Here is a 24,201-nt window from a genome sequence, read left to right as displayed (position 1 = left end):
GCGCCGACTGAAGCGAAGTTTCCACGGAACTTGCGTTGCGCCTGCGTGCTAACCGTGTGTGTCGACCCACGCCTTTGCCCAGGCGATTCCCGCGTCCTGCGCTTCCTCCTCCGAATCGAACAGGTCGAGGACTCCGGAAGTGCAGATGAGCTTGTTCCCCTGGATGATGGTCCCGCCCCCCGCGTAGCGCTCTGGCGTCAGCAGCTCTGCCTGTTGCGCGATGGCATGACCCCACAAATCGTAGCCCTTGTAAGTCTCTCGTTCCATCTTTCTGGTGCCTGAAGGCAGGAGCCGTTGCTTATCTCGTTCTCATCTTAACTTCTCTCCTCGACGAGGGCATGCCGTCAGGCGCCGAAGCGGCAGCCTGCGCTTCCTGATCGCCGGCCCGGCAAGGCTTTCGTCCTGTCGGCATTGTTTAAGCTCGATTTAAGTGACGCTACGTACTCTTCGAAAGCATCCTTGAGCGGACAACGACTCGAGGCATCCATAGACGCAAAGAGGTTGAAATGGTGTACCTGATTACCGACCTGAAGATGATCGAAAGCTACGGCCGCATCAAGGCTGACAGCGGCAAGGATGCGCTGGAAGCGTTTGCGCTCAGCGAGGGCTTCCCCAACCTGATGGAGTTTGCTTCGGCCCAGCCCACGTTCGTCAACGACTTGATGGCTGTTCAACTGCAATAAGGAATACTGACGTGGCCATGACTTTGGGGCAGGCCCTCGTGCACGCTGAGCAGCTGGAAGTCTCCGGGGTGATTTCCAGAACGGCGCAGGCGCTCATCCGGCTGAAACAGGAGTACCGTGACGTCGTCGGCGCGGAAAAATACGAACAGATCATCGAGGAAGCGGGCCTGGCGCATCCGGACCCGCAGTGACTCTGGCGCCGCCGGTCGCTACTTTTGCGACTCGAGCATGTCCAGGTTGGCTTGCGCGATCTCCTCGGGATGTATCGAGCAGTAAGCGTCGAAGAGGGTCGAGCATAGTTGCGCGAGTGCCGCGAGATTCACTGCCTGGCCTGCATGTTCGACTTCTCCGGCGTTGAGTATGTCGTCAACGACGGGGGCGAGACGGCGCAGTCGCCGGAAAGTCTCCGCATCGATTTCCATTGCACTTCTCGTGTTCAAGCGCCGGGGCGCACTCGACAAACCCTTACGGTAGCACTTCAACGACGCACCCGCAGAATGCGACTTCGGCAAAAGCTGAATACCCAACACTGATACTACCCTTTGGGGCGATGTTGATGCGTTGCACAATGAAAATCGAATGCCCGTCCGATTTGGCCGCAACGTTTGCATCGACCTGAATGTAAGACCGCCCGATATGGCCCGATAACGGGTGCAAATTCGAATCCATGCACATTGCCTGGTTTATTGTGCAATGCACAGAAACAATGGCTTTTCAGCGGCCAACAAAGGGAATACCCTTAGAAAATTCCCTTATCGGAGGCTTGTGGTTGTGTCGACTCTTCTCGAGCAGGACGGGCTGGTAGCGACCTGGCGTCGGATGCACCCCAGCGCCGATTCCGGGTCGTGGGAATGCTGTGAACTCGATGGCCGCGGTGAAGTGGTGCCGCATCCTCAGCCCTCGGCACGGCGCCAGATTGTTCTCACCGACGTGTACTGCCAGATCGCCGAGCAGATTGGTCATGTGGCAGCGATGTCGGTTGCCGTGGCGACACCGTCATTTGGCATCCGCGTACCCGACGTCGTCTGGATGCCGCCTGAAAAGTGGGAAGGGTTTGACCGGGACGATCCTGTTCCGTTTGTGCCGGATCTGTGCGTCGAGGTGCTCCTCGACCGCAAGTATGCGCATGACATCGGCGCGCGGGTCAGGGCATACCTCGAGGGCGGCGCCCAGGAGGTCATCGTTGTCGGCCAGCGCGGAGAACTGCAGTTCTGCGGCGCCAATGGGCTGCGGCAAACTTCGCAGTTCGGCATCATGCTCACACTCGAGCGGATGTACTTCGAAGCGTTCGCTCCGTCTTCGCACTGATCATAAGATGAGCGTCGGCCGACGCTCGCGACTCCACCAGCAGTGCTGACTAATCCAGCGCGAAATCCGCCGGGGCCTCCGGCTCCCTGGCGTAGCGGAACACGTTCAAATCATCGTGCTCGATAGCGGGCTTCCTGCCTGAAATCACGTCGGCGAGAAGCTGCGCCGAACCGCACGACATGGTCCACCCAAGCGTGCCATGGCCCGTGTTCAGGAAGAGGTTGGGCACGGCAGTGCGGCCAACAATGGGCGTGCCGTCCGGCGTCATCGGCCGCAGCCCGGTCCAGAACGTCGCCTTCGATGTGTCGCCGCCACCCGGGAACAGATCGTTCACGCACATTTCGAGTGTCTCGCGCCGAGCCTCGCGCAGGCGCTTGTCGAACCCCACGATCTCGGCCATGCCGCCCACGCGAATTCGTTTATCGAAGCGCGTGATGGCGATCTTGTAGGTCTCGTCGAGGACAGTCGAGACAGGGGCGCGTGCCTCGTCCAGGATCGGCGCCGTGATGGAATACCCCTTGAGCGGGTAGACCGGAATCTTGACGAGGCCAGACAGGAAACTCGTCGAATAGGAACCAAACGCGACAACGAACGCGTCGGCATGGATGAGCCTCGTTCCGTGACGGACGCCAACGACCTTGCAGTCTTCGACGACGAGCGTCTCGACGGTCGTGTTGTAGCGGAACGTTACGCCGGCCTCCTCGGCAAGAGCGGCAAGCCTGGTCGTGAACAGCTGGCAGTCGCCTGTCTCGTCGCCGGGCAAGCGAAGACCGCCGGTCAATTTTTGCGAGGTTGCGGCGAGGGCCGGCTCGACCCGCGAGAGTTCGCCTGCACTGAGCAACTCGTAGGGAACGTTCGCCTCTTTGAGGACGGCGATGTCCTTTGCCGCGCCGTCGAACTGCTGCTGTGTCCGGAAAACCTGCAGCGTCCCGCCGGTTCGTCCTTCGTACTGGATGCCCGTTTCCGCGCGCAGCGCCATCAGGCAATCGCGGCTGTATTGCGCAAGCCGCACCATGCGGTTCTTGTTGATGGCGTAGCGCTCCGCCGTGCAGTTCTGCAGCATCTGCCACATCCACTGCAGCTGGAACTGCTTGTCCGCGTCATCCGGGCGGATGGCGAGCGGGGCATGCTTCTGGAACATCCACTTAACGGCTTTGAGCGGAACACCAGGGGCCGCCCACGGCGCCGCGTATCCCGGAGAAATTTGCCCGGCGTTCGCGAAGCTCGTCTCGAGCGCAGGACCGTGCTCGCGGTCGATGACAGTGACTTCATGGCCGGCGCGCGCCAGATAGTACGCGCTCGTCACGCCGACGACCCCGCTGCCCAATACCAGAACTCGCATATCCGTCGTCTCCCCAGCCAGGCGGCCGCCAACATCTGATGAACGCTGCCGGTATTCGATCTGGCAGTCGATGAAGGAATGCTAGCGACATGCGAGCAGTTTTCAATAATGTTTAGCGGGTTATTTCTGGTTGAAATAGCCATGTCGCCTGGAGGAGGACGGATGTTTTCAAACCGGCTTCCCGGCTGAAGGATTGTTTGCGAAATACGCGAACAGTAGTGGAAGGAATCGGGATAAATTCATCGACGTGTGCATATACACTCTGGCTCATCGATGTCACGGCGAAGGAAGCTAACTCTGCGGCTTCGTCGCTGTCACGTCGGACAACCAGCAATCGACGCGCCTTCCCATCTTTCTTCGGGTAAATCATGTCCAAGCTCTTTTCTGAAGTCAAAGTCGGCCCTTACACGTTCTCGCACCGGGTCGTTCTTGCACCGCTCACCCGCATGCGCGCCGAAAGCGGCGCGATTCCCGGCGTACTCATGGCGGAGTATTACGCGCAACGCGCGTCGGCCGGCGGCTTTCTGATCAGCGAGGCCACCATCGCTGCGCCGAACGGCAACGGCTATCTCGGTGCGCCTGGCTTGTACGACGATAGTCAGATTGCGGGCTGGAAGCGCGTGACCGATGCCGTGCACGCGAAAGGCGCGAAGATTTTCCTTCAGCTCTACCACGCTGGGCGCCAGTCGAACTCGGAGCTGCAACCCGATGGCGGGCGGCCCGTGGGTCCCTCGGAAGTCCCTCACGGCGGCGTCGCCTACACGGACGCCGGCTGGGTTCCGAATACGCCGAATCGCGCCCTTGAGACGGATGAACTTGCGGGTATCGTCGAGAGCTTTCGCGCTGCGGCGGCACGCGGCGTCGCGGCGGGCTTCGACGGCGTGGAACTGCACGCCGCAAACGGCTATCTGTTCGACCAGTTCCTGCAGGACGGCAGCAACAAGCGGACGGACATCTATGGCGGTTCGTTCGAAAACCGCGCCCGCCTGTTGATGGAAGCCACACGGGCTGTGATTTCCGTGTGGGGAAGCGACAAGGTTGCCGTGCGCCTTGGGCCGAGCGGGTCGTGGGGCGATATGTCGGATAGTGATCCTGTCGGCTTGTTCGCGTATGTTGCGCAAGAATTCGCCAAGCTGAATCTCGCGTACCTGCACCTCATCGAGCCCCGCATTCTCGGCAATGTCGAAAACGAGGGCGCCGATCCCAATCCCGTTGCTGCCCAGCTCATTCGCAAGCACTATGCGGGCACCATCATCGCGGCCGGCGGCTTCGACGGCGAAAAGGCCGAGGCCATCCTGCAGGCCGGCGATGCCGATCTGGTTGCATTCGGTCGTCACTTCATTGCGAATCCCGATCTTCCGGAGCGGCTGCGTCGCAAGCTGTCGCTCAACCGGTACGACCGCCCCACGTTCTTTGGCGGCACACACGTCGGTTATACGGACTACCCGTTCTATCAGTCCGGGACGCAGGCAGCAGCCTGAGCAGGGCGGCCGCCCAATTGCGCGAATTCAGCGCGATATTGGGCTCGTTTCGGGCAATTGGTTCAGCGCGTCTACGCCTACACTGTCTTTCATGGAGCGAGACGTTGGCTCCATCCCAGGATTCCCCTCCTGCGGTCGAGTTGGACCATACCGTGTACCCGTTGCAGAACAGCAGTCCGGCAGTTGTAGTCGTATGTGGCAGAGTTGAGTGTCAATGTCGAAGCACCACGCTGTTGAATCAATGAGGAGTGCAGGGCAACTCGTTGTTGAAGTGCAGAGTACCGTGCAGTTGAAGAGCAGAGCATCGCGCAGTTGAATCACGCAGTTGAAGTGCGGAGCAACACGCAGTTGAAGTACCGCTTCATCCAGGCAGTATGTGATTGCAAGTCCAGGCCGCTTACATCGGAACGGGTGTGAGCGGCCGCCGTTCGTCTGCCTGGGTCACGTGTACGAGTGCGTGTTCCCGGTCGAGCATTGATTCGCTCCGCCATTCGCGCTACCTTTACGTTTGTCCTGTTCGTCGAGTGCCGGTCAACGAGGGGAGAATCGTTTCGTGAAGAGAGCGTGGGTTGTCCCTTGCGTCGTCGCCTTGGGCGCGATCCTTGGCGGTTGCGGCAAGGAGAGTTCGCGAAACGTCACCGAGGCGTCGGGGGCATCTGCGAGCCAGGCGCCGGGTCAGCCCGCGCAGGGCGCAAGCGGCACACCTGCCGCATCAGGCGCGCAGGTTGCGGGCGCGCTGGGTACCGTCACCATGAAGCAGTTGCCGGGGGAAGCGACCGAGACACTGCGGCTGATCAAAGCGGGCGGCCCCTTTCCTTTTGCGGACGACGGCGTCCTGTTCCGTAACACGGCGCAATTACTGCCGCAGCATCCACGCGGCTACTACCACACATACACGGTGCGCACCCCGGGCATGACGGATCGTGGGCAGCGCCGGGTCGTATGTGGTGGACCGCGCAAGCAGACCAGCGACTGCTATTACACCGACGACTACTATGTCAGCTTCAAGCGCATTGCCGGGTAAAGGCGAATCCAGATTTTCGTCGTACCTGAGCGCATGCTCGGGCGCTAAATCAATAGCTCCAGGGTTTTGAACAAGGCGAGGTCTTCTTTCTTCGCCGAGCGCGCGTGGCGGCGTATCACCTGCAGCAAACAGTCGATGAAAGCAACGGCCGCGCGGCTCAGTGTGCTGTTGCGGCGCGTGACGATGCCCAGTTGTCGGGGTTCGAACGCTTCGCGCAACGCGAGCGAGCGCAGGCGGCCTCCGAACGGCGGCACGTGGCTCAGGATCGTCGGGCTCCACGTGCACATGTCTGCCTGCTCCACCATGGTTTGCAGCGTCGCTACCGACTGCGCGCGCACAATGCGGCGTTCGTCGATCTGCGCGCCGTGGCGCGTGAACAGATAGTCGACCAGATCGCGTTTGCCGTCCGGCGCGAAGTTCAGCACCCAGTCTTCATCGAGCAGTTCGCGGATCGAGCGCGCCCGCACTTTCCGGTGTCCTTCCCGCACCATCACCGACGATTCGTAAGTGAGCACAGCCTCGGATGCGAACTCCTGCTCACTCGCGCCGGGCTGCAACTGGCCGACGGCGAAGTCCATGCTGCCGTCGCGCAGCAGCGGCTGGGCAACGGCCATCAATCCTTCGACCAGTTCCAGACGGATGTCGGGCATGCGCTCGCGAAACAGCCGTACGGCCTCGGCCAGAAAGGTCAGCGTAATCCACGGCGTGACGCCCACCGTGAGACTGCCTTCCATACGGCCTCTCAGTCGCTCGAGGTCGTTGTGTGCGTGTTCGAGTTGATTGAGCACGATGCGCGCGTGCGTGAGCAGCACCTTGCCGTGCTCGGTGAAGGTAATGCCTTCGGGCGCGCGGATCAGGAGCGGCAGGCGCTCGTTTGCCTCGAGTTCGCGCAGCGCGCGCGTGACTGCCGCCTGCGAGAGCCTGAGCGAACGGGCCGCGCCGCGAATACTGCCGGCGTCCGCGCTGGCGACCAGCGCTTCCAGTTGGTGCAGTTTCATGTCAGCGTGCGCGGCGAGAGAGGTGGGGTGACAACGATGGGTTGTCATCATAACAAAACGCTGGCTGTTCCCCGGAATTTGCGCTGCATACGATTCGCTCCACGATGCACGAATGGACTGAGGAGGCGAATTGAGCAGACAGTGGGTTTTGCCCGAGGTGGCGGCAATCGAAGCCGACATGATTGCGCTGCGCCGCCAGTTGCATGCGCAGCCCGAACTGGGCTTCGAAGAACATGTGACGAGCGCGCTTGTCGCCGAAAAGCTCGAAGCATGGGGCTATCGCGTGACGCGGGGCGTGGGCGGCACGGGCGTGGTCGCCACGCTCGAGCGCGGCAGGGGGTTCAGGCTTGGGCTGCGCGCCGACATGGATGCGCTGCCCATACGCGAGGCGACGGGCCTACCCTACGCCAGCGGCAACGAAGGCGTGATGCATGCCTGCGGCCATGACGGCCACACGGCGATACTGCTGGCAGCCGCTCGATGCCTCGCGCAAACCGCACAGTGGCGCGGCACGTTGCACCTGATTTTTCAGCCGGCCGAAGAAGGCCTGGGCGGCGCGCGCAAGATGATCGAGGATGGCCTCTTCGAGCGCTTTCCCTGCGACGCCGTGTTCGCGATGCATAACGTGCCTGGCTTCCCGGCAGGACGAATCGGCTTTCACAGCGGCGCATTCATGGCCAGTGCGGACGAGGTGACGATCCGCGTGATCGGCCGCGGCGGTCATGCGGCCGCGCCGCAGCAGACGATCGACCCCGTCGTGGTCGGCGCCTCGATCGTCATGGCGCTGCAAAGCGTGGTGGCGCGCAACGTGGCGCCGCACGATCAGGCCGTCGTCAGCGTCGGCGCGCTGCACGCGGGGAGCGCCTCGAACGTCATTGCATCGCACGCCGACCTGCACCTGAGCGTGCGCGCGCTTTCGGCGCCGGTGCGCGAACTGCTGGAGCGCCGCATCCGTGAAGTGGCGCACGGGCAGGCCGCGAGTTACGGCGCGCGCGTGGAGATCGACTATCGCCATGACTACCCGGTGCTCGTCAACCATAGCGACGAGACCGAGGTGGCGCGCCGCGTCGCGCTCGAATGGGGCGGCCCGGAGATGCTGCTCGACGGCCTGCGCCCGCTCATGGCGAGCGAGGACTTTGCGTACATGCTGGAGCGCTGCCCCGGCAGCTACCTCTCGATCGGCAATGGTGACGGCGAGCAGCACTGCTCGCTTCACAACCCCGGCTACGACTTCAACGACGCGAGCCTTGCCATTGGCGCGAGCTACTGGGTCAAGCTCGCAGAACACATTCTGCAATAGCACCGCAGAAATCGCAGAAACCACCGAAGCAATTGAAACAACCGAAACGACACGAAGGAGACGGGCAAATGAAGCAATGGACGATGGCGCTCTCACTGGCGCTCGCTGCGGCGGCAACGGCGGGGCAGGCGCACGCGGTGGACCTGAAGGGCCGGGAGATCCGGCTCGCGGTCGATCCCACTTACCCGCCGCTCGAATACAAAACGCCGGACGGCAAGCTCACGGGCTTCGGCGTGGACATTGCCAATGCGTTGTGCGCGCAACTGAACGCGCATTGCGTATGGGTGGAAACGAGCTTCGACGGCATGATTCCAGGCCTCATCGCGCGCAAGTTCGATGTCATCTCTTCGTCGATGACGATCACGCCCAAGCGCGCGGAGCAGATCGCCTTCACGAACAAGATCTCGAATGCGCCCGCGCGGCTCGTCGTGCGCCGCGGCTCGCCGCTCCTGCCCGATGCAGCTTCGCTCAAGGGCAAGCGCGTGGGCGTGGAGCAGGGCACGAGTCAGGAAGACTACGCGCGCGCGAAGTGGCAGCCCGCGGGCGTGGAGATCGTCCCCTATCAAAACCAGGACCAGGTCTATACCGATTTGACGTCGGGCCGCCTGGATGCCGCGTTTCAGGCGTCGATCGCCGCAAGCGACGGCTTTCTGAAGCGCCCTGAAGGCAAGGACTTCACGTTCGCGGGCCAGGCCATCGACGACCCGAAATTCTTTGGTCAGGGCGACGGCCTCGGCCTGCGCAAGCAGGACACCGAACTGCGCGAAGCCTTCAACGGCGCACTCGCCGACATTCTCGCAAACGGCACCTACGCGCGTATCAACAAGAAGTACTTCGACTTCGATATTTACGGCTCGAAATAACTCTGGACAGGTCGTGCAATTGACCAGGGCGGGCGCAAGGCATGCGATCCGCCCTGGTGACGAAAAGCGGGCTATGTATTCGCCTGATAATAAGTATGACTTATAAAAACGGAAGACATATGAGCAAGAGGAAGATCGTTTGCGTCATGGCGCTGTGCGGTGCGGCGGCGCCAGCCTTTGCGCAAAGCAGCGTGACCCTGTACGGTTTGATCGACGAGGGCATTGACTATACGAACAACGTCGGCGGTCACGCCGTCTACGAAATGACGAGCGGCTACGCCCAAGGCAGCCGCTGGGGTCTGAAGGGCACTGAAGACCTGGGCGGCGGCAACAGCGCGGTCTTTCAGATCGAAAGCGGCTTCAATGCGAGCAACGGGACGCTGGCACAAGGCGGCCGAGCCTTCGGACGCCAGGCGTACGTTGGTCTCGCCAATGAACGCTACGGCACGCTCACGTTCGGGCGTCAGTACGACGCCGTGGTGGACTATCTCGCGCAGACGACGGCGAACGGCAACTGGGGCGGCTACCTGTTTTCGCACCCCTACGACAACGACAATACCGACAATACCTTTCGCCTGAACAACACGATCAAATACGCGAGTCCGACGTTCGGCGGCTTCTCGTTCGGCGGCACGTATAGCTTCAGCAACGACACGAACTTCGCGAACAACCGCGCGGTGAGCGTGGGGGCGCAATACACGGTGGGCGAATGGCTCATCGCCGCGGCCTACCTGAACGCCAGCAACCCCGCGCTGACCTCGGGCGGCGCGATTGCGGGCGCGAGCAGTACGAACGGCGCGGACGGCAATTTCGCTTCGTCGCGTCTGCAGATTTTCGGCGCTGGCGTGAGCTACACAGCGGGCTCGGCAACGGTCGGCTTCGCGTACACCAATACGTACATCGGCCAGCCTGTGGCGAACGTCGGGTATCTCACCGGTGACGAGACGATCCAGCCGGTGACGGGGCCGCTCGCCGGCGGCCGGGTGACGTCGCTCAGGTATCAGAACTTCGAGGTGAACGGCAAGTATCAGCTTACGCCGGCTTTCTACGTCGGAGCGGACTATGTCTACACGCTCGTACACTACGACGCGACGACAGGCAGCGTGAAGCCATCGATCCACTCCGTGGGCGTGATGGCCGACTACAACCTCTCGAAACGCACGGACGTGTATCTGCAGGGCGCATTCCAGCTCGTGGCGGGCGACAAGACCGGCTCGTCGCTCGACAAGGCTTATGTGCCCGGTGCACAGGATCTCTCGTCCACTTCCCGCCAGGTCGTGGTGCGTGCCGCCATTCGTCACAGCTTCTGACGTCGTAGCCTGCACGCGGCGCTCTGCACGGTCTGAGCGCCGCCCATGGTGATTTTATGAAAGACTCAGGTTTCGAAAATGAATCGGATAACTAAGTATTGTGGCGCGTCGGCGTATGCCGCATCGCGGGAACGAAACCGAATCGCCCCCGTTTTTTTCTCCAGCATTTTTGGGCCGTTCCCTTTAAAATTGCCTGATCCTGCAGTACCGGAGCACTACCACGGAACGAAAGAAAGCTGAACATATCCTGCTCGAAGCCGACGAGATCGCCGGCCTGGTTCTCAACGGCTTCGACATGACGATGGAAACCGACGCCGGGCGTGCGCTCTACGACCGCACATTTAACGCCTATATCCACAACGAAATCGGCGACTTGCCCGTTGGGGATCTGTACGACGCCTTGAACGGCTCGCCCGAAGCCTTTACCACAACCACGCCGCATTGAGCCGGCACCCCGCCGGATAACAACGAAGAGCCACACTGCGAAAGCGCAAGAAATCGCAGCATGGCCTCATCTCGTCGTTACCCGTTCACTTCACATCGAACGAGTAATGTCCGGTCGTGCGATGCCCATCGGCGGCAACCGCGACCCACACCACCGAATACTTGCCGGGCGTCAGCGCGTTCAGCGCAACCGACATGCGCTTGCTGTTGCCCGCATCGACCTTGGCCTTCTCGCGAATGACGGATTTGCCCTGCGCGTCGGTCACGTCGATGGAGCTGAACGCGGGCTCGAGCCCATCGTCGAAGTCGATCACGACCGCGTTGAGCGTGGCCGGCGCGCTCGATCCCGCGGGCGGTTCCTGATGCTTCGGATAGGCGTGCGCCCATGCGAGGTGGGCGGCGAGCAGCGCGATCGAGGCAACAGCCGTGCGCAAAGTAGCGAGTTTCATGGCGATATTCCTGTGTGAATGTGCTGGCTTACTGGAACAGCGGCTTGCCGATCGTGCGCGGCGCGACATCGTCGAAGAACATGTGCACCTGCGCGAGGATGCCGACGTGCGAGCCGCTCGCCCGGTTGATCGGGATCTGTGCTTCGATGCCGAGCTGGCCGTAACGGTTCATCCAGATGAAGCCGGGGTTGACGGTCCCGGTCGTTTGTCCCTGGCTGCGCGAGAGGGGCACTTCGACCAGCGGGATGAGGTTGGAAAACGGCTGCGGCAAGCCGAGGTCGTGCACGTGCTGCTGCAGGTAGGGCAGGCTGTACTGGAACGTGAAGCCATAGTCGAACGAGTTCGGCTGCCCGCCTCCGGTCGTGAACGACGGTCCCGCTTCTCCGGTGATGGCGATGGGCCGCAGCCAGGCGAGCGAGTCGGGCAGATCGCCCATGCCCTTGCCGGCGAAGACCGTGGGCGAGATCGTCGAGAAGTTGTTGGCGATCGCCCGGCTGCCGGTGCCGCCGAGTTCGGCGTTCACGCCGACCGAGGTCATGAATTCATGCGCATCGTTCACGTAGAGCAGGTACTTGAGCCCCACGCCGAAGTTGTCGAAGCCGCGCGCCGTGGGGTTGTTCTGCATGACGTAGCCGCCGTCCACCGAGAACGCGAGCCGCGGCGTGATGAGCTTGTCGTACTCGAAGCGGAAGGTGTTGATGCTCTGGTCGCCGGCGTCAGCCGGCACGCGCTGGTGCCCGAATTCGAGGTTGGCTTCGTCGCCTACGCCCGGGTCGTCGACGGAGAGCGTGGAGGGGAAAACGCGGTCGCCCGCGATGGCGTGTGCATGGGCCACGCACGGTCCGAGCAGCAGCGCGCAGCCGACGAGTCGACCGAGTGTGCGAAGGTCGGCAAGAACGCCCGGCGCCATGCGGCTGGAAGGCGATTGGTCAGACATGAGTTGTCCTGTCGAGGAGCGAGGCACGCGCGCGAGCTTCGGCGGCGCGCGGGCAGACCCGGCGACACGCTGGGCGCGTCGGCCGGGATTGGCATGGTCGAGCCAGTCAGGACAGGGGTGGGGCGCGTGCGTGGATGTAGCCCGCGGGCGCGACGAGGCGAACGCTTTCGAACTGCGCCGCGATGCGCGCTTGCACGAGCCGGCCGACGACGAACAGCGCCACGGGTACGCCGGACACGACGGGCAGGTGCGCGAAGAAGCTGCAATAGCCGCAGTCCTGCATGTCGCCCGATGTTGCGTGCGTGCCCGCTGTGCCGCTCGCGCCGTGAACATGATGCTCCATCGAAGGCATGCCGCAGGGCGCGCGTTCCACCGTGCCGGGCGCCATCTGCATGGCCTGGGCGGCAAGCAGGTGCGAAACCACGGGCGCGAGCGTCGCCATGAGGAGCGCAAGCGTCCCCAGTAGACTGCCCAGCCTGAGATGGAATCGGCGCACGGCGTGAAGTGGCGGAAATAGTGCGGCGATTATGCCACGCGAGCCGCCATCCCCGCCGCGCGGCTTACGGCAGCGCCGCCCGTCAAGGCGTCGCGGCCGCGATCGAGCCCGCGTGAAACCGGCACGAAAGTGCCTTGAAGCGATCAGCCGCGCAGGCCGACTGTGTGACGCAATTCCTGGTAGCTGCGCAAGCCCGCGACGCCCAGTTCGCGGCCGATGCCGCTCAGGCCGAAGCCGCCCCAGCACACTTGCGGGAAGATCAGTTGCGGGGTGTTCACCCAGACGAGCCCGGCGCGCAACTGCGCCTTGTAGCGTCGCGCGGCCTTTTCGTCGCGCGTCACGACCGTGGCGACCAGTCCGTAACGTGTATCGTTGGCGAGTGCGATTGCTTCGTCATCCGAACGGAAAGACTTCACGCACGCGACCGGTCCGAAAACTTCGTCGGTCCACAGCACGTTGTCCGCCGCGGGCTCCGCGATGACGACGGGCGCCATGAAGAAGCCATCGGCGCAGGCGGGATCGAGTTTCCCCGCGAACGCAATCTGTGCGCCCGCTTCGACGCCTTGCGCCACAAGGGCGGCCACGCGCGCGTGTTGGGCCGCGCTGATGAGCGGTCCCATTGCCGCGTCCGCACCTTGAGGCGGCGCGACCACGACGGCTCGCACCGCGGTCTCGAACGCGGCCATGAACTTGCGATACACGTTGTCGTGCACGAGGATACGCGCGGTGGCCGAGCACATCTGCCCGGCGTTGGTGAACGCGCCGCCCACCGCGAGCGAGACGGCCTGCGCCACGTCGGCGTCTTCGCGCACGATCAGCGCGGATTTGCCGCCCAGTTCGAGCGTGAGGCGCTTCATGTCCTGCGCGGCGGCCTGCATGACCTTGCGGCCCGAAGCCGTGCTGCCGGTGAACGAGATCTTGTCGACGAGCGGATGCGTCGTCAGCCACGCGCCGACGTCGCCGCCGCCGTTGACCACGTTCACGACACCATCGGGCACGCCCGCTTCGCTCACGATTGCGGCGAGCATGTGCTCGGTGGGCGAGGTGAGTTCCGAAGGCTTGATGACGACCGTGCAGCCCGCGGCCAGCGCGGGTGCGAGTTTCCACGCCGTCGTGACCATCGGGAAATTCCACGGCACGATCAGCGCCGCGACGCCGACGGGTTCGTGCACGCGTTCGGCCAGCAGCGCATCGTCCGGCACCGCGACCGCTTCGACGGCGAACGCCGAGGCGTCATCGCAGAGGCTGGCGTAGTAGTTGAACGTCGCGACGGCGTCGCTCACGTCGAGGTCTGCTTCGAACGGCGGCTTGCCGCTCACCTGCATCTGCATGGCAGCGAGGCGTGCGCGGTCGGCTTCCATCAGTTCGGCGATCTTGCGCAGCAGCCTGCCGCGCGCGGCCGGTGTGGTGTGCCGCCACGCGATGAGCGCATCGTGCGCGGCGTGCACGGCCCGATCGACCATCGCGGCCGTCGCATGCTCCTGCCAGCCGATCGTTTCGCCCGTGGCCGCATTGCAGATGCGCGAGCACACTTCGCTGTCCGCGGCGCAAAACGTTTCGCCCGCAATCGTTGCGGCGGGCAGCACGAAGGCTTCGCCGTCGATCCGACGTTCGGTATTCGTAGCCATGATTTGTCTCCTCGCGCCCTAGCGGTAAGCCACGCCGGGCATGATGCAAAGCATTTCGAAGGCGAGATTCGCGCCCACGAGCGCGGTCGTGCCGGCCTGGTCGTACGGCGGCGAGACTTCGACGAGATCGGCGCCCACTACGTTGAGCCCCTTCATGCCACGCACGATTTCGAGGCCCTGGTGCACGGTGAGGCCGCCGATTTCGGGCGTGCCGGTGCCGGGCGCGAAGGCGGGATCGAGCCCGTCGATATCGAAGCTCAGGTACACGGGCGTGTCGCCCACGCGCTCGCGCACCTGTTCCATGAGCGGTGCGAGCGAGCGGTTCCAGCAGGCTTCGGCTTGCACGACGGTGAAACCCTGCTTGCGGCACCAGTCGAAGTCTTCTGCGTGATAGCCGGTGCCGCGCAGGCCGATTTGCGTGACCTTGTCGCATTGCAGGAGGCCATCCTCGACGGCGCGGCGAAACGGCGTACCGTGCGCGATCTTTTCACCGAACATGGTGTCGTTCACGTCGGCGTGAGCGTCGATGTGGACGACGGCGACCTTGCCGTATTTCTTGTGCAGCGCGCGCAGGATCGGCCACGCGATCGTGTGGTCGCCGCCGAGCGTGATCGGGCGGCAGCCCGTCTCGACGATGCGGTCGTAGGCCGCTTCGATCAGACGAATCGAATCCTTCAGGTCATACGGATTCGTTGCGACGTCACCGATATCGGCCACCTGCAGCGAATCGAACGGCGCCGCGCGCGTGGCCATGTTGTACGGGCGCAGCAGCACCGATTCCGAGCGGATCTGGCGCGGCCCGAAGCGCGTGCCGGAGCGATTCGAGGTGCCGATATCGAGCGGCACGCCCACGAAGCAGACGTCGAGGCCCTCGGTGGTCTCGGCCTGCGGCAGGCGCATCATCGTGGCGATGCCGCCGAATCGCGGCATCTCGTTGCCGCCCTGCGGTTGGTTGAACTGGCGTTCCATCTGGTGTGTCTCCGATCGTTAGAGTCAAATCGATCGGGCGATGGTAGGGGAGATCCCGCGCGGCCAAATATTGAAGTTGAGATGTTTACATCGATGGAAATCGATGTATGCGGGTCCTTAACAGGCCGACCAGCCTGACTAAACCGCAGCGTGGCCCCAGGCGATCAGTTCGCGCTTGGTGCGCACGCCCAGTTTCGCGAAGGCGCGCTTCACGTACGACTCGGCGGTGGCCACCTGCACGCCCAGGATCTGCGCGGCTTCGGGCACGGTCTTGCCCGTGATGAGGTGCGCACAGGTTTCGTATTCGCGCTTGGACAGGCGCACGTTGTCGGCCGCAAGGCGTGCGTCGAACTGCGCGAGCGGATGCATGAACGGAGCCGCATGGGCGATGCGCCGGGCCGCGCTCGTGGAGGCGTGCAACTCGAGCAGTGGAAACAGAAACTCGCTCACGCTGCGAAAACGGTTCATTTCCATGAGCGTAAACGGCGGTTCGCGCAGCCCGCGTTCGAGCGCGATAGAGTCCTGCGCGTGGCGGGTGCCGCGAGCGAGCACGCATTCGTGGGCAATGCGCGCCTCGTCGAAGAGCCGCTGGCGGAATTCGCCCGGCGGCATCGCGCCGATGTCGCGCACCACCAGCATCGTGCCGAGCTTGCCGCGAATGCCCGCGAAGAGCGGATCGCTTTCGTAGAAGCGGTCGTAGTAGAGCGTCATCACGTCCGAGATCGCGCCCGAATCCATTCCGACCCCGCCACTGCCGATCCATTCGCAGCGATAGCCCGTGGGCATCGTGTTGTCCGCGCGCGAACGTTCGATATGCACGACATTGACCGGCACGACCTCGTTGAGCAGCAGCGTGAGACGCGGCACGAAATCGGGCGTGCCGACGGCCTCGATCACGTTGCCGAGGGTCTTGAACGAGAGCGGAAAGTTCGGTTGATCGCGGTTCAGCGGGGGGACGTTGAGCAGCATGGCACGCCCATTCATAATGGCTGATTGATTATAGCCGAACGCTATTGGCCGCCCAAAATGCCCAAATCACGCAGCAAAATACCGCTTGCCCCCCCTGAGGGGGGGCATACCGCAACCGCGCCAGTCGGTAACTTTGGCGTCACTCAATCAACTGGAAGCGACGCAAATGAGCAAACTGATTCAGGACATCGTGCCGCTGGGCGCTGGCATCGGCGAATTCACCAAACTGGAATACGGCATGGACGAAAGCGACTGGCGCGCCACGGTCGGCAAGAACAACCACTACGTGGTCGGCTGGTGGGAAGGCAAGGTCGGCGCGGTGGACTTCCCGGCCACGACCGCCGACGAAGCGGTATGGCTCGTGGCAGGCAAGATCGCCCTGACCGACGCGAACGGCTCCCGCAAGGAATTTGCGGCCGGCCAGGGCTATCTGCTGCCCGCCGGCTTTGCAGGCCGCTGGGAAACCCTCGAAGACGCGAAGAAGTTCTACGTCGTGCTCGAACAGGCCTAAGGACCATGGCGAGCCGCCTTCAACGGGAGGCGGTTCTGTTTCTCTCGTTCCGCGCAGTGAAGCCAATCATGAGTACCCCTGCAGAAGTTGAAGTCGAATCGCGCCCGGGCGCCACGCTCAGCGTGCAAGAGGCGCTTTCGCGCACACGGTTCTTTCCGTACTGGCTCGACAACCCCGCCGAGCCGCCGACCGAGCCCAGGCTCGCCGCCAACGTCGAGGCCGACCTGCTGATCGTCGGCGGCGGTTTCACGGGGCTATGGGCCGCCGTGCAGGCCAGGGAGCAGATGCCGCATCTGAACGTCGTGCTGATCGAGGCGGGTAAGGTCGCGCACGGCGCGTCGGGCCGCGCGGGCGGCATCATCTCGACTTCGGTGATGCATGGACTGCCCAATGCCGTACGGGTATTCCCCAACGATATTGCGCAGCTCGAAGAATTCGGTCATCACAACCTCGATGGCTTCGAGCAGACGCTCAAGCGCTACAACATCGACGCCGACATCGAATGGAACGGCGAAATGACGGTGGCGGTCGATCCGGAGCATATCGAGCACTTGCGCGGCGACTACGAGCTGCACAAGCGCTACGGGCACGATGTCGTTCTGCTCGACAGCAAAGCGACGCGCGAGCAACTCGATTCGCCGTTGTTCGCCGGCGCGCTGTGGTCGCGCAATCGCAGCGGCATCGTGCATCCGGCCAAGCTCGCGTGGGGCCTCAAACGCGCGGCGCTTTCGCTCGGCGTGAAGCTCTACGAGCACACGCCGCTCATCGATGTCATCGACGAAGGCCAAACTGTTTACGTGAAGACGCCCGAAGGCAGCGTGCGCGCGCCGCGCGTGGTGTTCGGCAGCGGTACGGCGAAAGTCGGCATTCCCGATATCAACCGGCGCGTGCTGCAGGTGCGCGACCACGTGCTCGCCACCGAAGCGCTCACCGAAGAACAGCTCGCGCGTATCGGCTGGAAGCATCGCCAGGGCATTTACGACACGCGCACGCAGCTCAATTACTTCCGCCTCACGAAGAACAACAACATCATCTTCGGCGGGCTCGTGAGCTATCACTTCGACGGCGATCCGAATCCCGCGCAGGACCAGAAGGCCGAGACCTACTATCGGCTCGCGCAGGCGTTCTACCGCACCTTCCCGCAGCTTGCGGACGTGCGCTTCTCGCATGCATGGGGCGGCCCGATCGACTACTGCTCGCGCGGCTCCGTATTCGCGAAGCGCTATCTGAACGACAAAGCTGTTTTCGTGGCGGGTTACACGGGCTTTGGCGTGGCGGCGAGCCGCTTCGGCGCCTTCATGGGCCTGAATATCCTGTTCGACCGCAACAGCCCCGAGCGCACGCTCGATATTGCCAACCAGAGCCCGACCTATATCCCGCCGGAGCCAGTGCGCTGGCTGGCCGCCAAGGTCACGTTCCATGCGTTCGACGGCGCCGACGCCGAAGGCGGCTGGAAGCGCGCGTGGATCAAGGGTATCAAGGCGATGGGCTTTCCGATGTGAGGGACTAGCGGCATGTTCTCCAATACCTCCGATCTCGACCTGCGGCTCATCCGCGTGTTTCTCGCCGTGGTGGACGCGCGCGGTATCACGGCAGCCGAAGCGACGCTAGGCGTGCGGCAGTCCACCATCAGCACGCAGCTCTCGGCGCTCGAGGCGCGCGTGGGCTTCAAGCTCTGCGAGCGCGGACGCGGCGGCTTTCGTCTCACGTCGAAGGGCGAACGTTTCGTGCCCTCGGCGCGCGCGCTCGTTGCGGCCACCACCGAGTTCGTGGCGCGGGTGCGCGATATTGACCGAAAACTCGTCGGCACGCTCGGCATCGGCCTGATTGGCCAGGCTTCGCACGTCGAGAACGCGCGGCTCGCGGAAGCGATAGGCGCATTCCGCAAACGCGATCAGGCCGTGCGTTTCACGATGAAGGTCGCGGCGCCGCAGGAACTCGAAGAAAGCCTCGTCAACAACCACCTCGACATTGCGATCGGCTACTTCTGGCATCGCGTGGCGGGCCTCGACTACACCGAGCTGTTCAGCGAGCGCCAGGTGCTGTGCTGCGGGCGCGGGCACGCGCTGTTCCATCATGCGCCGCACGTCAATGTCGATGATCTGCGCGAGCACGACTGGGTCTGGCGCAGCTATCCGATCCCCGAGGAGCTTGCCGGTATCGGCGACCGGCAGGTGACGGCGATTGCCGACAGCATCGACGCCGCCACGGTTCTGATCCTCTCGGGCAGCCATATCGGCTATCTGCCTGCGCATCACGCCGAGCCGTTCGAGCAACGCGGCCTCATCCGGGCGCTCGGACGCACCACGTTCGGCTTCGACGTGCCGATGCATCTGGCCGTCAAGCGCAGCGCGGCGGAAAAGCCCATCGTGCGCGCGTTCTGCGACGATCTGCTGGGCGTCTACGGGCAGCATGCCGCCGCGCCCGAAGCGCTGGTTGAATGAAAGAAGCGCTGCGCGCCATACATTGGCTGCGCAAGATGTAAACGTATGGAATGCAGAATAATTAGCCCGCTGCGATCGATTAAAGTGGGCGAGAGACGTTGATAGTGCGTTGGCCGGTTGTTGCAAAAACAGCCAGATCAGCGCGGCAAGGAGTGAGACAATGAGCAATAACAGCATTACCCAGATCGAAACTTTCGGTTTCGAACGCATTCCCGATGCGTCGCGCTACGCGCGCCCCATCGATCTTTTCCGGCTGTTGTTCGGCGGCTGCAATACCTTCTCCACCTCGGTGCTGGGCAGCTTTCCGGTGCTGGTCGGCCTCTCGTTCAAGGCCGGCGTGTGGTCCCTCGTGCTCGGCGTGCTCGCCGGCACCTGCATTCTCGCGCCCATGAGCCTGTTCGGTCCGCGCAACGGCACGAGCGATCCCGTTTCGTCGGGGGCGCACTTCGGCATCCATGGGCGGATCGTGGGTTCGTTCCTCGCGCTGCTCACGTCGATCGCGTTCTTCGCGCTCGCCGTATGGAGTTCGGGCGATGCACTCGTGGGCGGCGCGCACGACATGGTCGGCGTGCCGGTCAACGCCTGGACACTCAGCTCGGCTTACATGGTGTTCGCCGTGCTCGTGGTGGTGGTGTGCATCTACGGCTTTCGCTTCATGCTGTGGGTGAACAAGATCGCCGTATGGGCGGCGAGCCTCATGTTCGTGGTGGGCGCCTTCGCGTTCGCGGGCGCATTCGATCCCAACTACGCCGGCACGCTGCATGAGGGCGGCGCGGGCTTCTGGGTGGCCTTCGTGAGCGCCGTGCTCGTCGCATTGAGCAACCCGGTGTCGTTCGCCTCGACGCTCGGCGACTGGGCGCGCTACATTCCGCAGCACACACCGCGCCACCGCGTGATGGGCGCCGTATTCGCCGCGCAGATCGCCACTTTCGTGCCATTCTTCTTCGGCCTCGTCACGGCTACGCTCATCGCTACGAAGGCGCCGAGCTTTATTGCCTCGAACGACTATGTCGGCGGACTGCTGGCCGTGTCGCCGCGCTGGTTCCTGCTGCCTACGTGCCTCATTGCGATCATCGGCGGCATGTCCACGGGCACGACCGCGCTCTATGGCACCGGCCTCGACATGTCGAGCATGTTCCCGAAGCTCCTGAACCGCGTGCGTGCGACCATGCTGATCGGCACGCTGGCCATCGGCTTCATCTTCGTCGGCCGCTTCGCGTTCAATCTCGTGGAAAGCGTCTCGACGTTCTCCACGCTGATCTGCACGTTCAGCTGCCCGTGGATGGCGATCATGGTGATCGGCTTCATTACGCGCCGCGGCCACTATCTCAACGATGACCTCCAGGTCTTCAATCGCGGCGGCCGTGGCGGCCACTACTGGTTCACGCACGGCTGGAATCTGCGCGCGATGGGTGCCTGGCTGCCGGCGGCGTTCCTCGGTCTTTCGTTCGTGAATTTGCCGGGGCAATTCGTCGGTCCGCTTGGCTCGCTGGCGGGTGGACTCGATCTGAGCGTGCCGGTTTCGCTGGCGGTGGGCGGCATGATCTACGTCGTACTGCTGACGATCTTCCCCGAGCCGGATGCCGTGTACGGCCGGGAAGGGCGCCGCTTCGTGCGCGGCGGCGCGCGCGGGCAAACCGCTGGAGCGGTGCGTGAACTGCAACGCAGCCCGGAATACGCCGAGTAAGTCGGCAAGCACCAGGTCGCTTCGCCGGGAGCCGTTGCGCAGAGAGCGGGTAAGATCACGGCTTTGCGCAGCGCGTAAGGAGGCGATCTTGCTTCGTTCATTCGTAAGGGGCTGTGCCGGTGCCCTGCTCTTCGCCATCGCCATAAGCGGTCCCGGCTTTGCCGCCGAACCTGCCACCGGCAGCGACGCTCAAATACGCGAAGCCGCGCTCGCCTTCATGCGCGAGAACGGTATCCCCGGTCTCGCGATCGGGGTCGCCGTGAACGGCACGGAGCGCTTCTACAACTTCGGCGTCGCATCGAAGGAAACGGGCGAGCCGGTCACGAACGAAACGCTGTTCGAACTCGGCTCGATGAGCAAGACGTTCGCCGCCACCCTGGCCGGGTGGGCGCAGGTGAATGGCAAGCTCTCGCTCGATGCGCCGGTGAGCACCTATGTGCCCGAGATGCGCGGCACGCCGTTCGGCGCGCTCACGCTCGTCAATCTCGGTACGCACACGGGCGGCGGCTTCCCGCTGCAGGTGCCCGATGAAGTCACGAACGACGCGCAGCTGATGGCTTGGCTCAAGGCATGGCGGCCGCGTTATCCGGCTGGCACGCAGCGCACCTACGCGAACCCGAGCATCGGCATGTTCGCGCGCATCGCGGCGCAGCAGCTCGGCATGAGCTACCCGGATGCGGTGGAGACACTGCTCTTTCCGAAGCTCGGGCTCACGCACACGTTCATCCGCGTGCCGGCTGCGGAGCGCGCGGCCTATGCGCAGGGCTACAACAGCAAGAACGCGCCGGTGCGTCTGCATCCCGGCGTGCTAGCCGACGAAGCCTACGGCGTGAAATCGGATACGCGAGACATGCTGCGCTTTCTCGAAGCGAACCTGGGCCAGGTCGAAGTGGAACCGGAGATGCAGCGCGCGCTGGAGGCCACGCATGTGGGCTATTTCCGCACGGGGCCGTTCGTTCAGGACCTCGTATGGGAGCAGTACGCGCAGCCGGTGGGCCTGAACGATCTCGTGAAAGGCAACGCGAACGTGATGGTGCTGGAGGACAACCCGGCCACGGCGTTGATTCCGCCGCTGCCGCCGCAGCCCGACGTGTTGCTCGACAAGACGGGCGCGACCAATGGTTTTGGCGGCTATCTGGCGTTCGAGCCTTCGCGCAAGACGGCCATCGTCATTCTCGCCAACCGCAATCACCCCACCGAGTCGCGCGTGCGGTTCGCGTATCGCGTGCTGGAACGGGTGCAGGGCGTGCCGGCACCTTAGGCCGAATCGCTCGTCGCCCGCGCGGTTCGGCTGGCGGGCGCATTCGTGTTAGCCGCCGGGCTGTCGTGCACAGGCAGCCCGCTCACCGCCGCCGTGAGACCGCGCCCGCCCGGGTTGTTGCGCAGCGTGAACGTCAGGCCATGACGCTGCGCGATGCGCGCCACGATCGAAAGTCCGAGCCCGCTGCCTGTGCCCTGGGCATGATCGCCGCGAAAGAAGCGGTCGACCACGCGCTCGAGATCGGCTTCGGGAATCCCGGGCCCGTTATCGATGACTTCGAAGCCGAGCGTGTCCTGCGAACGCGTGAGCACGAGATCGATCTTGCCGCCTGAGGGCGTGTAGCGGATCGCGTTGTCGAGCAGGTTGTTCAGCAGGGTGTTCAGGCCGTGCGCGTCGGCGTTCACGTTGCAGATGCAATTGGGCGTGATGGGTGGCCGCGACTCGAGGCCGAGGTCGATGCCTTTCTCTTCCGCGAGCAGCGAGAAGTCGCCGATGGCCTGCTCTCCCAGCCTCCGCAGACTGACGACAGTGGCGGGCGTGCTCGCTTGCGCATCTTCGCGCGCAAGCGTGAGCAGTTGCTGCACGAGGCGGATCGTGCGGTTCAGGCGCGTTTGCATGCGCTCGAGCGTACGCGGCTCGCCGTTGAGCGTGCCGTCGTGCAGCGCCGCCTGCCATTGCAGCTTGAGCGCGGCGAGCGGCGAGCGCAGCTCGTGCGCCGCGTCGGCGATGAAGGTGCGCTGCGCCTGCGAAGCCGTATTCAGGCGGTCCAGCAGATCGTTGAGCGCGACGACGAGCGGGCGCAGTTCGACGGGCACCGAGCCGTCGAGGCGCAACGGCTCCAGCTCATGCGCCGAGCGCGAAGCGAGCAGCGCCGACAACGCGCCCACCGGCGCGAGCCCGCGCGTCACCACGAACAGCAGCAGCACGATGGCCACCGGCACGAGCAGTGCGAGCGGCCACAACGTATGCAGCGCGAGATGCAGCGCCAGCCCGTCGCGCACGGAAATGGGCTGCGCCACCTGAACGAAGCGATCCGGTTGCGCGATGCCGTACACGCGCCAATGCACCTCGTCGTGCTCGATCGTGCGAAAGCCCGTGGCCTGGCGCGGCAGCACGGGCGTTTCCTGCGAGCGGTAAACCAGCTTGCCGTCGTGGTCCCAGATCTGGATGAGAATACGGTCGTCGGCGATCTCGTCGAAGCCGGGGCCGGACTGCTCGACCTCGCGCGCCATCGCGGCGTTCGCGGGCATGGATTGCGCCACGGCATGCAGCTCGTAATCAAAGAGCTCGCCCGCTTCTTCACGCGCGCTGTGAAAAATGCCGAAGCCGGCCACGATGGAGGCGGCCGCGAATCCGCAGATGAGCCAGCCCAGCAGGCGGCGGCGGATGGAGTTCATTCCGATCTCTTGAGCCGGTAACCTACGCCGCGCACAGTCACGATCTGGTCGGTGCCGATCTTGCGGCGCAAGCTGTGCACGTGCACCTCGATCGCGTTGCTGCCGACTTCCTCGCCCCAGCCGTACATGCGCTCTTCGAGTTCGGCCTTCGTGAAGACGCGCGCGGGCTGCTCGATGAGCACGCGCAGCAGCGCAAATTCGCGCGGCACGAGCGCGACGCTTTCGCCGTCTTTCGTCACCTCGTGCGCGGCGGGGTCGAGCGCGAGGCCGCTGTGCGTGTAGACGGGCTGTTTCTGGCCCGTGCGGCGGCGGAGCATGGCGCGCGTACGGGCGGCCAGTTCGTCGAGATCGAAGGGCTTGATGAGGTAATCGTCGGCGCCGGCGTCGAGCCCGGCGATGCGGTCCGTCACCGAGTCGCGCGCGGTCAGGATCAGCACGGCCGCTTCGCCGCCCTTACGGCGGTAGCCGTTCAGCACTTCGATCCCGTCCTTCTTCGGCAGCCCGAGGTCGAGCAGCACGAGGTCGTACACGTCGTTGTCGAGCGAAAGCTCCGCTTCCCGCCCGTCGCGCGCCCAGTCGACGGCATGACCCTCGCGGCGCATCGAGTCGAGCACCGTTTCCGCAATCATTTCGTCGTCTTCCACCAGCAACAGGCGCATCGCTCGCTCCCCCAATTTCCAGCCCTACATTGTCGCTCATC

At 63.9% G+C, this 24,201-nt stretch carries 27 protein-coding genes; 14 read left to right on the top strand and 13 right to left on the bottom strand.

From position 1 onward, the window contains the following. Positions 1-48: 48 nt before the first annotated feature. On the bottom strand, positions 49-267 hold the full coding sequence (locus AB3X99_RS05725; RefSeq protein ID WP_069266156.1) for a hypothetical protein: 219 nt from the start codon (positions 265-267) through the stop codon (positions 49-51). A gap of 239 nt (positions 268-506) precedes the next feature. Between AB3X99_RS05725 and AB3X99_RS05720 the strand changes: the two genes are divergently transcribed. Continuing rightward, positions 507-683 (top strand): hypothetical protein, encoded by a 177-nt coding sequence (locus AB3X99_RS05720; protein WP_176732920.1) that lies wholly within the window; start codon positions 507-509, stop codon positions 681-683. 11 nt (positions 684-694) lie between these two features. After that, a complete protein-coding gene (locus AB3X99_RS05715; RefSeq protein ID WP_069266155.1) occupies positions 695-874 on the top strand; it encodes a hypothetical protein in 180 nt (59 codons plus the stop codon). An 18-nt stretch (positions 875-892) separates the two neighbouring features. Here the strand turns inward: AB3X99_RS05715 and AB3X99_RS05710 are convergent, their stop codons facing one another. Continuing rightward, positions 893-1,105: a hypothetical protein gene (locus AB3X99_RS05710; RefSeq protein WP_368616363.1), complete on the bottom strand. Its 213-nt coding sequence runs from the start codon at positions 1,103-1,105 to the stop codon at positions 893-895. A gap of 349 nt (positions 1,106-1,454) precedes the next feature. Here AB3X99_RS05710 and AB3X99_RS05705 point away from each other — a divergent pair, with 349 nt between their 5' ends. Continuing rightward, positions 1,455-1,991: a Uma2 family endonuclease gene (locus AB3X99_RS05705; RefSeq protein WP_083245366.1), complete on the top strand. Its 537-nt coding sequence runs from the start codon at positions 1,455-1,457 to the stop codon at positions 1,989-1,991. Positions 1,992-2,040: 49 nt separating this feature from the next. Here the strand turns inward: AB3X99_RS05705 and AB3X99_RS05700 are convergent, their stop codons facing one another. Together AB3X99_RS05700 and AB3X99_RS05695 are read right to left on the bottom strand one after the other, a co-directional pair. Continuing rightward, positions 2,041-3,333 (bottom strand): D-amino acid dehydrogenase, encoded by a 1,293-nt coding sequence (locus AB3X99_RS05700; RefSeq protein WP_368616362.1) that lies wholly within the window; start codon positions 3,331-3,333, stop codon positions 2,041-2,043. Between the two features lie 112 nt (positions 3,334-3,445). Continuing rightward, complete coding sequence (locus AB3X99_RS05695) at positions 3,446-3,703, bottom strand: hypothetical protein (protein WP_368616361.1); 258 nt, start codon at positions 3,701-3,703, stop codon at positions 3,446-3,448. On the opposite strand from AB3X99_RS05695, the gene AB3X99_RS05690 reads away from it, so the two are divergent. Together AB3X99_RS05690 and AB3X99_RS05685 are read left to right on the top strand one after the other, a co-directional pair. Continuing rightward, positions 3,702-4,814, top strand: coding sequence for an alkene reductase (locus AB3X99_RS05690; RefSeq protein WP_368616360.1), 1,113 nt, complete (start codon positions 3,702-3,704; stop codon positions 4,812-4,814). The genes AB3X99_RS05695 and AB3X99_RS05690 overlap by 2 nt on opposite strands. A 553-nt stretch (positions 4,815-5,367) precedes the next feature. Beyond that, entirely contained in the window at positions 5,368-5,838 is a 471-nt protein-coding gene (locus AB3X99_RS05685; protein WP_368616359.1) for a ribonuclease, read from the top strand. Between the two features lie 44 nt (positions 5,839-5,882). On the opposite strand, the gene AB3X99_RS05680 is transcribed toward AB3X99_RS05685, so the two are convergent. Further along, the gene (locus AB3X99_RS05680; protein WP_368616358.1) at positions 5,883-6,836 is read right to left on the bottom strand and encodes a LysR substrate-binding domain-containing protein; all 954 of its coding nucleotides are present in this window, start codon (positions 6,834-6,836) and stop codon (positions 5,883-5,885) included. Between the two features lie 130 nt (positions 6,837-6,966). Here AB3X99_RS05680 and AB3X99_RS05675 point away from each other — a divergent pair, with 130 nt between their 5' ends. The 4 genes from AB3X99_RS05675 (at position 6,967) to AB3X99_RS05660 (ending at position 10,754) form a co-directional block, all read left to right on the top strand. After that, entirely contained in the window at positions 6,967-8,136 is a 1,170-nt protein-coding gene (locus tag AB3X99_RS05675) for a M20 aminoacylase family protein (protein ID WP_368616357.1), read from the top strand. A gap of 68 nt (positions 8,137-8,204) precedes the next feature. Continuing rightward, positions 8,205-8,999 carry an ABC transporter substrate-binding protein gene (locus tag AB3X99_RS05670; protein WP_368616356.1) on the top strand — a complete coding sequence of 265 codons (795 nt, stop codon included), beginning with the start codon at positions 8,205-8,207 and terminating at the stop codon, positions 8,997-8,999. Positions 9,000-9,118: 119 nt separating this feature from the next. Next, positions 9,119-10,309 carry a porin gene (locus tag AB3X99_RS05665; RefSeq protein ID WP_368616355.1) on the top strand — a complete coding sequence of 397 codons (1,191 nt, stop codon included), beginning with the start codon at positions 9,119-9,121 and terminating at the stop codon, positions 10,307-10,309. A 295-nt stretch (positions 10,310-10,604) separates the two neighbouring features. Continuing rightward, the gene (locus AB3X99_RS05660; RefSeq protein WP_368616354.1) at positions 10,605-10,754 is read left to right on the top strand and encodes a hypothetical protein; all 150 of its coding nucleotides are present in this window, start codon (positions 10,605-10,607) and stop codon (positions 10,752-10,754) included. An 85-nt stretch (positions 10,755-10,839) separates the two neighbouring features. Here the strand turns inward: AB3X99_RS05660 and AB3X99_RS05655 are convergent, their stop codons facing one another. The 6 genes from AB3X99_RS05655 to AB3X99_RS05630 form a co-directional block, all read right to left on the bottom strand. Then, on the bottom strand, positions 10,840-11,202 hold the full coding sequence (locus AB3X99_RS05655; protein ID WP_368616353.1) for a copper resistance protein CopC: 363 nt from the start codon (positions 11,200-11,202) through the stop codon (positions 10,840-10,842). Between the two features lie 28 nt (positions 11,203-11,230). Next, positions 11,231-12,112, bottom strand: a complete 882-nt coding sequence (locus tag AB3X99_RS05650) for a hypothetical protein (RefSeq protein ID WP_368616715.1) — start codon at positions 12,110-12,112, stop codon at positions 11,231-11,233. A gap of 133 nt (positions 12,113-12,245) precedes the next feature. Beyond that, the gene (locus AB3X99_RS05645; RefSeq protein ID WP_368616352.1) at positions 12,246-12,635 is read right to left on the bottom strand and encodes a DUF2946 domain-containing protein; all 390 of its coding nucleotides are present in this window, start codon (positions 12,633-12,635) and stop codon (positions 12,246-12,248) included. 143 nt (positions 12,636-12,778) lie between these two features. Then, on the bottom strand, positions 12,779-14,263 hold the full coding sequence (locus AB3X99_RS05640; RefSeq protein ID WP_368616351.1) for an aldehyde dehydrogenase family protein: 1,485 nt from the start codon (positions 14,261-14,263) through the stop codon (positions 12,779-12,781). 18 nt (positions 14,264-14,281) lie between these two features. Continuing rightward, the gene (speB, locus tag AB3X99_RS05635) at positions 14,282-15,232 is read right to left on the bottom strand and encodes an agmatinase (RefSeq protein ID WP_368616350.1); all 951 of its coding nucleotides are present in this window, start codon (positions 15,230-15,232) and stop codon (positions 14,282-14,284) included. Positions 15,233-15,370: 138 nt separating this feature from the next. Continuing rightward, positions 15,371-16,201 (bottom strand): helix-turn-helix transcriptional regulator, encoded by an 831-nt coding sequence (locus AB3X99_RS05630; protein ID WP_342947087.1) that lies wholly within the window; start codon positions 16,199-16,201, stop codon positions 15,371-15,373. Positions 16,202-16,367: 166 nt separating this feature from the next. Here AB3X99_RS05630 and AB3X99_RS05625 point away from each other — a divergent pair, with 166 nt between their 5' ends. The 5 genes from AB3X99_RS05625 (at position 16,368) to ampC (ending at position 22,104) form a co-directional block, all read left to right on the top strand. Then, positions 16,368-16,712: a cupin domain-containing protein gene (locus tag AB3X99_RS05625; protein ID WP_368616349.1), complete on the top strand. Its 345-nt coding sequence runs from the start codon at positions 16,368-16,370 to the stop codon at positions 16,710-16,712. A 68-nt stretch (positions 16,713-16,780) separates the two neighbouring features. Further along, the gene (locus AB3X99_RS05620; protein WP_368616348.1) at positions 16,781-18,214 is read left to right on the top strand and encodes an NAD(P)/FAD-dependent oxidoreductase; all 1,434 of its coding nucleotides are present in this window, start codon (positions 16,781-16,783) and stop codon (positions 18,212-18,214) included. A 12-nt stretch (positions 18,215-18,226) separates the two neighbouring features. Next, on the top strand, positions 18,227-19,156 hold the full coding sequence (locus AB3X99_RS05615) for a LysR family transcriptional regulator (protein ID WP_342947089.1): 930 nt from the start codon (positions 18,227-18,229) through the stop codon (positions 19,154-19,156). A 160-nt stretch (positions 19,157-19,316) separates the two neighbouring features. Continuing rightward, on the top strand, positions 19,317-20,843 hold the full coding sequence (locus tag AB3X99_RS05610; RefSeq protein ID WP_368616347.1) for a cytosine permease: 1,527 nt from the start codon (positions 19,317-19,319) through the stop codon (positions 20,841-20,843). Between the two features lie 88 nt (positions 20,844-20,931). Beyond that, on the top strand, positions 20,932-22,104 hold the full coding sequence (gene ampC, locus AB3X99_RS05605) for a class C beta-lactamase (RefSeq protein ID WP_368616346.1): 1,173 nt from the start codon (positions 20,932-20,934) through the stop codon (positions 22,102-22,104). Here the strand turns inward: ampC and AB3X99_RS05600 are convergent. Continuing rightward, positions 22,101-23,501, bottom strand: a complete 1,401-nt coding sequence (locus AB3X99_RS05600; protein WP_069266136.1) for an ATP-binding protein — start codon at positions 23,499-23,501, stop codon at positions 22,101-22,103. The two genes, ampC and AB3X99_RS05600, sit on opposite strands and share 4 nt — an antisense overlap. After that, positions 23,498-24,160, bottom strand: coding sequence for a response regulator (locus AB3X99_RS05595; RefSeq protein ID WP_028203032.1), 663 nt, complete (start codon positions 24,158-24,160; stop codon positions 23,498-23,500). The genes AB3X99_RS05600 and AB3X99_RS05595 overlap by 4 nt, the downstream gene beginning before the upstream one ends. Positions 24,161-24,201 lie beyond the last annotated feature (41 nt).

Source organism: Paraburkholderia sp. BR10882, assembly GCF_040948855.1.
Taxonomy (GTDB): domain Bacteria; phylum Pseudomonadota; class Gammaproteobacteria; order Burkholderiales; family Burkholderiaceae; genus Paraburkholderia; species Paraburkholderia nodosa_A.
The sequence above is the reverse complement of the archived record's forward strand: the minus strand, read 5'-3'. Positions and strand labels throughout refer to the sequence as shown.

What these genes read in the sequence shown, in the direction of transcription:
- AB3X99_RS05725 (WP_069266156.1), bottom strand. Translation starts at nt 267, where the DNA reads ATGGAACGAGAGACTTACAAGGGCTACGATTTGTGGGGTCATGCCATC.
- AB3X99_RS05720 (WP_176732920.1), top strand. Translation starts at nt 507, where the DNA reads ATGGTGTACCTGATTACCGACCTGAAGATGATCGAAAGCTACGGCCGC.
- AB3X99_RS05710 (WP_368616363.1), bottom strand. Translation starts at nt 1,105, where the DNA reads ATGGAAATCGATGCGGAGACTTTCCGGCGACTGCGCCGTCTCGCCCCC.
- AB3X99_RS05700 (WP_368616362.1), bottom strand. Translation starts at nt 3,333, where the DNA reads ATGCGAGTTCTGGTATTGGGCAGCGGGGTCGTCGGCGTGACGAGCGCG.
- AB3X99_RS05690 (WP_368616360.1), top strand. Translation starts at nt 3,702, where the DNA reads ATGTCCAAGCTCTTTTCTGAAGTCAAAGTCGGCCCTTACACGTTCTCG.
- AB3X99_RS05695 (WP_368616361.1), bottom strand. Translation starts at nt 3,703, where the DNA reads ATGATTTACCCGAAGAAAGATGGGAAGGCGCGTCGATTGCTGGTTGTC.
- AB3X99_RS05680 (WP_368616358.1), bottom strand. Translation starts at nt 6,836, where the DNA reads ATGAAACTGCACCAACTGGAAGCGCTGGTCGCCAGCGCGGACGCCGGC.
- AB3X99_RS05670 (WP_368616356.1), top strand. Translation starts at nt 8,205, where the DNA reads ATGAAGCAATGGACGATGGCGCTCTCACTGGCGCTCGCTGCGGCGGCA.
- AB3X99_RS05665 (WP_368616355.1), top strand. Translation starts at nt 9,119, where the DNA reads ATGAGCAAGAGGAAGATCGTTTGCGTCATGGCGCTGTGCGGTGCGGCG.
- AB3X99_RS05660 (WP_368616354.1), top strand. Translation starts at nt 10,605, where the DNA reads ATGACGATGGAAACCGACGCCGGGCGTGCGCTCTACGACCGCACATTT.
- AB3X99_RS05655 (WP_368616353.1), bottom strand. Translation starts at nt 11,202, where the DNA reads ATGAAACTCGCTACTTTGCGCACGGCTGTTGCCTCGATCGCGCTGCTC.
- AB3X99_RS05650 (WP_368616715.1), bottom strand. Translation starts at nt 12,112, where the DNA reads ATGGCGCCGGGCGTTCTTGCCGACCTTCGCACACTCGGTCGACTCGTC.
- AB3X99_RS05640 (WP_368616351.1), bottom strand. Translation starts at nt 14,263, where the DNA reads ATGGCTACGAATACCGAACGTCGGATCGACGGCGAAGCCTTCGTGCTG.
- speB (WP_368616350.1), bottom strand. Translation starts at nt 15,232, where the DNA reads ATGGAACGCCAGTTCAACCAACCGCAGGGCGGCAACGAGATGCCGCGA.
- AB3X99_RS05630 (WP_342947087.1), bottom strand. Translation starts at nt 16,201, where the DNA reads ATGCTGCTCAACGTCCCCCCGCTGAACCGCGATCAACCGAACTTTCCG.
- AB3X99_RS05625 (WP_368616349.1), top strand. Translation starts at nt 16,368, where the DNA reads ATGAGCAAACTGATTCAGGACATCGTGCCGCTGGGCGCTGGCATCGGC.
- AB3X99_RS05620 (WP_368616348.1), top strand. Translation starts at nt 16,781, where the DNA reads ATGAGTACCCCTGCAGAAGTTGAAGTCGAATCGCGCCCGGGCGCCACG.
- AB3X99_RS05615 (WP_342947089.1), top strand. Translation starts at nt 18,227, where the DNA reads ATGTTCTCCAATACCTCCGATCTCGACCTGCGGCTCATCCGCGTGTTT.
- AB3X99_RS05610 (WP_368616347.1), top strand. Translation starts at nt 19,317, where the DNA reads ATGAGCAATAACAGCATTACCCAGATCGAAACTTTCGGTTTCGAACGC.
- AB3X99_RS05600 (WP_069266136.1), bottom strand. Translation starts at nt 23,501, where the DNA reads ATGAACTCCATCCGCCGCCGCCTGCTGGGCTGGCTCATCTGCGGATTC.
- AB3X99_RS05595 (WP_028203032.1), bottom strand. Translation starts at nt 24,160, where the DNA reads ATGCGCCTGTTGCTGGTGGAAGACGACGAAATGATTGCGGAAACGGTG.